Annotated in this window: 6 protein-coding genes; all 6 read left to right on the forward strand. The window is 62.9% G+C overall.

The window, feature by feature from the left end; translation table 11 throughout:
* Window positions 1–224, forward strand: a 224-nt coding sequence (locus tag VF497_RS14255) for an MGMT family protein (RefSeq protein ID WP_414706909.1), incomplete at its 5' end; no start/stop codon positions are given.
* Between the two features lie 27 nt (window positions 225–251).
* On the forward strand, window positions 252–890 hold the full coding sequence (locus VF497_RS14260) for a rhomboid family intramembrane serine protease (RefSeq protein ID WP_330889855.1): 639 nt from the start codon (window positions 252–254) through the stop codon (window positions 888–890).
* 165 nt (window positions 891–1,055) lie between these two features.
* A complete protein-coding gene (locus VF497_RS14265) occupies window positions 1,056–1,790 on the forward strand; it encodes a hypothetical protein (RefSeq protein ID WP_330889857.1) in 735 nt (244 codons plus the stop codon).
* Between the two features lie 179 nt (window positions 1,791–1,969).
* Window positions 1,970–6,040 (forward strand): WD40 repeat domain-containing serine/threonine protein kinase, encoded by a 4,071-nt coding sequence (locus tag VF497_RS14270; RefSeq protein ID WP_330889863.1) that lies wholly within the window; start codon window positions 1,970–1,972, stop codon window positions 6,038–6,040.
* Between the two features lie 5 nt (window positions 6,041–6,045).
* A complete protein-coding gene (locus VF497_RS14275; protein WP_330889858.1) occupies window positions 6,046–7,719 on the forward strand; it encodes a TonB-dependent receptor in 1,674 nt (557 codons plus the stop codon).
* Window positions 7,720–7,892: 173 nt separating this feature from the next.
* Window positions 7,893–8,186 carry a LysM peptidoglycan-binding domain-containing protein gene (locus tag VF497_RS14280; protein ID WP_330889861.1) on the forward strand — a complete coding sequence of 98 codons (294 nt, stop codon included), beginning with the start codon at window positions 7,893–7,895 and terminating at the stop codon, window positions 8,184–8,186.
* Window positions 8,187–8,316: the final 130 nt, after the last annotated feature.

Raw genomic sequence — 8,316 nt, forward strand, 5'->3', positions numbered from 1 at the left:
GCCTGGTCGGGCGCGTGCTCGGCGACGCCGGCGCTGACGCGAAACTGCCATGGCATCGCGTGCTGCGCGTCGACGGCCGTTTCGCGTTCAAGCCCGGCAGCCGTGCGTTCCGCGAACAGCGCGCACGCCTGATCGACGAGGGCGTCGCGGTCAAGGCCGGCCGCGTCGACCTTGCATTGTTCGGCTGGCAGCGCAATCTGGATGCGGAAATCTGGCGCTTCTGAACATTACACAAGGAACAATAGCCCTCGATGCAAAACCTGCCTCCTGTCACCCGCGCGCTGCTGATCGCGAACGTCATCGTCTTCCTGCTGCAGCAGGTCGCCGGCGATTGGCTGATCGCGCATTTCGCGTTGTGGCCGGTCGATGGCTCCCGCCTGTTCGATCTCGGCAATGGCGGCGTGCTGCGTGTCGCGTTCGAGCCATGGCAGCTGGTCAGCTACGGCTTCCTGCACGGCGGTTTTCCCCACATCGCGTTCAACATGCTCGCGCTGTGGATGTTCGGTGCGCCGGTCGAGCAGGCACTCGGTGGCAAAAGGTATACTTTTTTCTACTTCGTCTGCGTGTTCGGCGCGGCGCTCGCGCAACTGGCGACGATCCACTATTTCAAGCCGAGCGATTTCTACCCGACGCTCGGTGCATCCGGGGGCGTGTTCGGCATCATGCTGGCCTACGCGATGATCTACCCGAGCGCACGCATCATCATGATTTTCTTTCCGGTGCCGATTCCTGCGCCCGTGGCGGTGATCGGCTACATGGCGCTTGAACTCGTGCTCGGCATCACCGGCACGCAGGAAGGCGTCGCGCACTTCGCCCATCTCGGCGGCGCGGCGGCGGGATTCGTGTTGCTGCGTCATTGGCGCGCGCAGGCTCTGCGTCGGCGCGGCTGATTTTGGGGCGGGATTTTCGGAATTTGGTCCAGTGTGCTTAACTTGTAGGCACCGACGTTGCAAGCTGTAAGGGCGCGTCTGCCGTAGTCGGGATGCAGACGCGTACCTAGGGTTCGCGAACGCGGAAGGTGTTGGGGTTCTTGAGAAAGCAGGCAGCCGTCCCGGATGAGCATGTCGAGCCATTCTCACAGCTACTTTGCCACGACGCGTTGGTCGATGGTGATGAATTTCGCCTCGACGCATCCCCCCGACGCGGGGATTGCGCTGGCCGAGCTTGCGCAACGCTATTGGTATCCGGTCTACGCTTACCTGCGGTACAGCGGGCACGCTCCGGCCGAGGCACAAGACATGGCGTACGGCTTCTTCGCCTGTCTCCCACGGCAGTTCCGCACTGGCCGGGCGCATTCCTCTCAAAGCCACTTCCGTCACTATCTTCTCGGCGCACTCAATGAATTCCTCGAGGAGGAAACGCATGCTTCGCCCGACGGCGGTAGTCGGGCAGAGCTCGCGGCTCCGCCCGATCTGGAAGCGCGCTATCGATTCGATAATCCCGACGCTGCATCGGCGGAGCACGCATACCGGCACAGCTTCGCCATCGAAGTCATCGCGCGGGCGTCGGAGCGCCTGCGCGCGGAGGCGCATCAGGCCGGACACCTGAAAATCCATCAAGCATTGGAACCGTTTCTTGCGCGCGATCCCGTCGCGAACGAGCGCGATGTCCTGGCTGCGCGACTCGGCATGCGTCCGCTCGCGTTGATGGTTGCGCTCAAGGGCCTGCGTCAACGTTTTCGCGAACTGGCGGAAAACGAGCTTGCCGATACGGTGACGACCGCGGAGGACTTCGCGGCCGAACAGGCCGCACTGCGCGCGATCTTGCACGAAGGGCAATCGCCGTCATGAGCGCGCCTCGCGTTGCTGCGCCTCCGAATGCCAAACCGGCCGATTCGCCGCTCGGCGGGAGCACGCGCTTTGCCGCGCTGGCCGATCTTGCATTCGGCAAATATGCGCAGTCGCATGCAGGGGACGTCCGCACGGGACAGCATCCGCTGCTACTGGCCGTCAGTTCGCTCGAATTGGATATGGATGACCCCGAGCAACGGCAATTCGGCAACTATGAGCTGCTCGAACTGATCGGCGAAGGCGGCATGGGCGTCGTGTATCGCGCTCGCCAGCACGGACTGGATCGCGAAGTTGCGGTGAAGCTGCTCGCCGCCGGCCCGTGGGCGTCGAAGGAATATATCGAGCGTTTCCGGCAGGAGGCGCAGAACGCGGCACGCATGCAGCATCCCAACATCGTGCCGATCTACGAGGTGGATCAGGCCGAGGAAGTGCACTTCTTCTCGATGCGGCTGATCCGCGGCGGCTCGTTGTCGACCCTGATCAGGCGCGAAGGCAGGCTGGAACCAAGACATGCCGCGCAGCTGCTGCGCACGATTGCCGAAGCGGTGGATTACGCGCATCGCCTGGGCGTGCTGCACCTGGATCTCAAGCCCGCCAATGTGCTGCTCGACGACAACGGCTCGCCGCATGTTGCGGATTTCGGACTCGCGCGCCGCCTCGAGCACGGTCTTGCCGCGGACAACACCGGGATTTCCGGCACGCCGAGTTACATGGCACCGGAGCAGGCCACGACCGGCGCGCAGAAAATCACCCCGGCGACCGATATATGGGGGCTCGGCGCGATTCTGTACGAACTCGTCTCGGGCGAGCCGCCATTTCTCGCGCGCACCCCGCAGGAGACCTTGAAGCTCGTTGTCGAAGCACAATTACGCAGTCCCCGCCAGCGCGTGCCGACCCTGCCGTGGGACCTGGAAGCGATCATCTGCAAATGCATGGCACGCGAAGCCACCTCTCGCTATGCGAGCGCGCGCGCAATGGCCGAAGACCTCGGCCGATTCCTCGATCACCAGCCGGTCCAGGCGCGGCCACTCGGCATTGCGCAGCGCGCGGCGCGTTGGGCGCGGCGCGAGCCAAAGCTCGCAACCAGCGCGCTACTCGCGTTCGCCGCCGTGTTTGCCGGCTTGTTTGCGACCACGTGGGAATGGCGGCGCGCAGAAGCCAATTTTTCGCAACGCCAGATCGCGTTGTGGGATCAGCGCCGCGAAGCGGCCGAGTCGCTGTTTCAGCAAAGCCGGTCTTTCCTGGCGCTGCCACAGGTCGTCAAGAACCTTGCCGAGGAAGACACGGCTCAGGCGACACAGCGCGCAGATGCCGACCGCAACCGCATTGGCGCGATCATGGCCAACGCTCCGCAGTTGCTCGACTCGGTACAATTTCCGCTCGGTGGAGACTGCATCGCCGTGAGTCCGGACGGCATGCGCGTCGCCGTGTCTGGCATGGCGGAAGACGGCCAAAGCAACCGGATTCAACTGGTCGATCTCGCCAGCCATGCTGTCTTGTGGTCACGCGCCACTGGCGCGGCGCTCCGCGAACTGGAATTTTCACGCGACGGCACCCGCATCATCGCCGCTCCCAGCTGGCCGTCGGTCACGATACGGCCGAACGCACGCTACATGATGTTGTTCAATGTCGCGGACGGGGAGCAGGGGGTGCCGGCTGCGGATCCTACAGCTGACGTGAACGATCGCACCTACGATGCCGATGGCCAATTCGTCGTCGTGCACGATGCGACGATGCATTCACGGCTCCGCCTCGCATCCGACTGGCAGGTGCTTGGTCCTTCCTTCAGGACGCTGGTTGGTGGTCTGTCTGGCTATTTCGGGCTGCAGCTCGGCGCCGAGGCGAGATACTTGGCGACGGCCGAAAACGATTTCGCGTTGTTGCGCCTCATCGATCCGCGGACGGGCAAGGAACTATACCGGCGGCGTTTCGACCCGCCGCTGAGCGCCTGGAGGGCCAGTCCCGATCCGCGCTGGCTCGCGCTGGCACAGGAGAACGGCGCAACATGGTTGCTCGATACGCAGACGCTGAATCTGATCCCGTTGCCGGACAGCTCGATCGGCCGAGTCTGGGTGCTGCGCTACTCCACCGATGGCGGCTGGCTCGCCGCAGGCGCTTCCGATGGCAGCGCGCGCGTCTGGGACGTAGCTTCGCGCACGCTCGCCGCGTCGCCCGTGCAAACCAGCCAGGACAGAGTGCTCGGCGTGCTCGCGGAGCGGTCGTCGCGGCTGTTGTTCACGGTCAGTTCCGGCAGCAATGCGCTTCACATCTGGCGCCTGCCTGACGAGCCCGACGCAAGAGTCCGCCCGCGGGAATTGCCGAGCCAGCCCGCGCATGCGAGCGCGCTGGCGCGCGGGGCGCTCGCTTATGCGGCTGAAACGCGGACCTTGGCCAGCCTCAGTGCCGATGGTCAAATGCGTGTTTGGCGCATCCCCGATTCTGCCTTGTTGCATGCCCGCGCGCCGCCACAGCAAATCGATGCACTGTATTTCGATGGCACGCACGCTGTCTCTGTCGACGCCAGAGAGGTGCGCGTCGTCAATGCCGTGACCGGCGAGCCGTCCGGACCAGTCATCGAACTGGACGAACCCGTCAGTTACGCTGCGTTGACTGCGGATGGTGCAAGCGTGCTGACGATAAATGGCCGCACTCTCGATCTCTGGGACTGGTCGACAGGCGTGCGGCGCATGTCGACTATGCCGCTGGCGAATACGCCGCTCAGGATCGCGCTGACCGCCGCGGGAAACTATGCCGCTGTGAGTTGGAGCGATGTGGGCGAAGGCAAGATCGCCGAGGCGATCGCGATGATCGATCTGCACCAGGGCAAGATCGTCGCAAAAGCCGTCACCGAGGGACCGTTGTTCGGCCTGCGTTTCGATGCCACCGGCGAGAACCTCGTGGCATGGTCGTTCAACAATCTGTCCGCCTATGAGCTGGCTACGCTGAAGCCGCGGTTCGCACCGGTTGCTCGTGCCACGCCGACAAACGGAGCAGCTCGAGTGGTCGACATTGCGAGTGCGCAAGGCGCAGGCCAGCTGTTCGTCTCGTTCGCGCACGACAACGGCGAGCGCGAGCTGTGCAAGCTCGATTTGGCGACGGGAGTGCTGCAACCGTGCGAGCGCTTGCTGCGCACCGGCCAGATCAGTGCCGACGCGACGCGCGTGTACTCGCACGACGATGCGCGTGACCACGCCATGAAAGCCCTGTTCACGATGCCGGCGACCAATCCTGCGGAGTGGACCTTGGGTCCGGTGGTTGCACGCGCCGATCAGGCATTGGTCGCCATTGGCACCTTGAACGGAGTGCTCGTGGTCGATGGTCACGATGGACATCCGATCGCGCCAGAGCTGGCGGTGCCGCTCGATCCGACCGATTTCGTGACACAGATTGCCTGGGCACCGGCGGCGTCGGGAGCTTTTCTCGCCCGTACCGCGAAGGGGCGGTGGCTGCATTGGCGTGTGCCCTCGGCGGGACGACGCCTCGACGAAGTGCGCGATCAACTTCCGTCGCTGAGCATCAACAACGTTCCCAACTTCGGAGGTGCGATGCGCCCCGGCGGCTCTGCGGCTCAGGAGGGCAAAGCCGAACTGCCTGGCCATGCGCCTGTTCGGGGGGCTGCCGCCGGCATAGCCAAGCGTGAGCAAAGCTTGTCCCGCTCGCGCGACGCCGATCCGCGGCTGCTCGATCTGTCCGGGTTTTATACGACGAGCCTGGGTGGGCTGAAGCCGGCGGACTCCTGGGATCCCGATGCCTCCGCTTTTGCGTTGCTGCCGCAGGGGGTCGTGCGCATGGGCGGCGTGGATTACGACGTGCGCGGGCAAATAGCGCTGTGCAGGCGCAACTGGGCATGCTCCGCATCGAGTCCCGATGCTGTGCGCGGCATCCCGGCAACGCTGCCGCATCCAGCGGCGATTCGATTGCTGTTGACGGCCACTGGCTGGGTCGATCGCGATTGGCCTTACGGCTATGTGCGCCTGCATTATGCCGACGGAGGGAGCGAGCGCGTCCCGCTGCTCGCGGGGCGCCACCTGCAGGGATACTACGCGGATCCAAAATATATATCGGCACCATTGGCGTGGTGGATGCCTGGCGGCCCCTCGGATATCTACGTGGGCGACGAGGCCACGTATATCTACCAAGCGCGCATTGCGAACCCGCAGCCGCAACGCATGCTGGCATCGATCGATTTCGAAGCGAGCAACTATTTTCGCGCCGCCTTTTCGGTGTTCGCAGCGACGCTGGAGGAGTGACCGTCATGCTCCGGCAGCGCGTCATGGCGTTTCTTCTTCTGGGCTGCGTTGCCGTGCGCGCAAATGCGGACGAGGGAGCAACTGGAATGTCGACGCCCGATGGGCAGGAAGAGGAAATCCAGCAGCTCGCCGTCGTTGAGGTCACCGGTACGCGCCTGAAACGAGTCGACACGGAGGGTCTGCAACCACTGACGATCATTTCGCGTGCGGAGATCGAAGCGGGCGGGCGCGTTTCCATCGCCGATCTCCTGCAGCAGTTGCCGGAGAACAGCTTCGGCAGCAGCAATCTCCGTGCCGGGTTTGATTCGCCCACGTTGAACCTGCGCGGCATCGGTGCGCAGTATACTTTGATACTCGTCAATGGTGTTCCATTGGTATCCGAGCCGCGTCTCGCAGGCGGCGACGTGCAGAACATCAGCCTCATCCCGCTTGCCGCGGTCGATCACATCGAGATCCTGCACGAAGGCGCCTCGGCGATCTATGGCTCCCGCGCGATGTGTTCGCTGCCTCTGCGCGGTCTGGTCGGGATTGAAGCCGACCATGAACGCTACGCTGTCAACAACGATCTGCCGTCCACGCAGGGCGATGTTCTCGGGGTATCGGCGGACAATTCTTCCGCCCGGCGTGACGTCAATTCGCTGTTCGGCGAGCTCGACTTCAATGCTGGCGGTGCACTCGAGGCCAAGGCCGCATACCGCTACGACCGCTATAGCGACCAGGGTGGCGGCTCCAGTCCGAAGCTCGCCGCATTATGGCGAATCAACGCCGATTGGCTGCTGCGTGCGAGCATCGGTGAAGGCTTTCACGCAGCGGATCTCGAGTCATTGAACCAGAGCAGGGCCGAATTCACCGCTTCGGGCATCGCCGATACGCTGCGCTGCGATCAGCGAGGCGCATGTTTCTACGGTCCGTATACCGTGCTCAGCGTGGCCAACCCATATCTGCGGCCGGAAACTGCACGCCAAAGAAATATCGGATTGGTGTACAGCCCCAGCACGGATTTCAGCGCCGGGATCGACTACTACAGCGTGAGCCTCAGGCACGGAATCCTTCCACTCAGTGCACAGGCGGTGATGGACAACGACGCGCGCTGCGTGGAATCCGGACTCGGTTGCAGTCTCTACCATGAAGGGCGTGTCGTTCGTGACGATGCCGGTCTGGTGCAGCTTATCGAAATCACGACGATCAATGCGAATGTCATCCGCACCACCGGCGCCAATCTGAGCATCACCGCCAAACGCAAGTTTGATCTCGGCGAGTTGGATTTGAACGTGGTGGTCGCGCGAATCCTCAACTATGAGATCATCTTTCAGGATGTGCCATCGGCAGGAAATCAGGCCGGCTTCGTCAACCAGCCGCGCTATCGAATCGCGGCGATGCTCGGATGGAAAAGCCGACGCTGGCAGGCGAACCTTGTCGGCAACTACATCGCGGGCCAGGTCAATTGCAACGCTGGCGATCCCGATCCGGTGAACGATTGCCAGACTCGCATTGCGCACTATGCAACCGTGGATCTGCAAGTACGCCGCGATTTACCCTGGCGTGGCGCGGCCATCCTCGGCATTCGCAACCTCACCGACCGCAACCCGCCGCTCGACCCTCTGGGAAACGGTTATAACGGCGCGTTGTATGACATAGCGGGGCGCACGTTCTATCTGCGCTACGAACAAGATTTCTGAATGTATTGATCGCTGCGATGAGCGATTTGTTAGTGATTTGTTAGCTAGATACGAACTGAATTTTCGTGCGGCGAAACGCATGCGAGTGCAGAAAAAAACGTGTATGGTGCGGGTGCGTCGGGTCTTGAGACCCTCATCGCACTTTCCAACCAGGGCAGGAGGAGATATCGATCATGAGCAACGATCCGAAAGCGGATTTTTCCGACGTCAACAGTGAAGTGAAGGTCAACATGACGCCGACGCCGGCCACGGCATCGACGGCAGACTCGGCTGCTTCGAGCCAGACCTATACGGTCGTCAGCGGCGACAGCCTGTCGAAGATCGCGAAGCATTTCTACGGCGACGCCAATCAGTGGAAGAAGATCTTCGACGCCAATACCGACAAGATCAAGAATCCCGACCTGATCCATCCAGGACAGGTGCTCACGATTCCCGCCGCGCCTGCCTCCGGCAAGGCAACGGCTTGATCGCAGCGCATGCGCAGCAAACTTGAATCCACAGGACAGAGGGTAGACATGAACAAGCTCAGCAAACGCAGTCCGTTGACGATCGTTCTGGCCGGCGCCGTGGCGCTGGCCGCTTGCGGCAAGAAAGAGG

It is taken from the genome of Rudaea sp. (assembly GCF_036383415.1).
Taxonomy (GTDB): Bacteria; Pseudomonadota; Gammaproteobacteria; order Xanthomonadales; family Rhodanobacteraceae; genus Rudaea.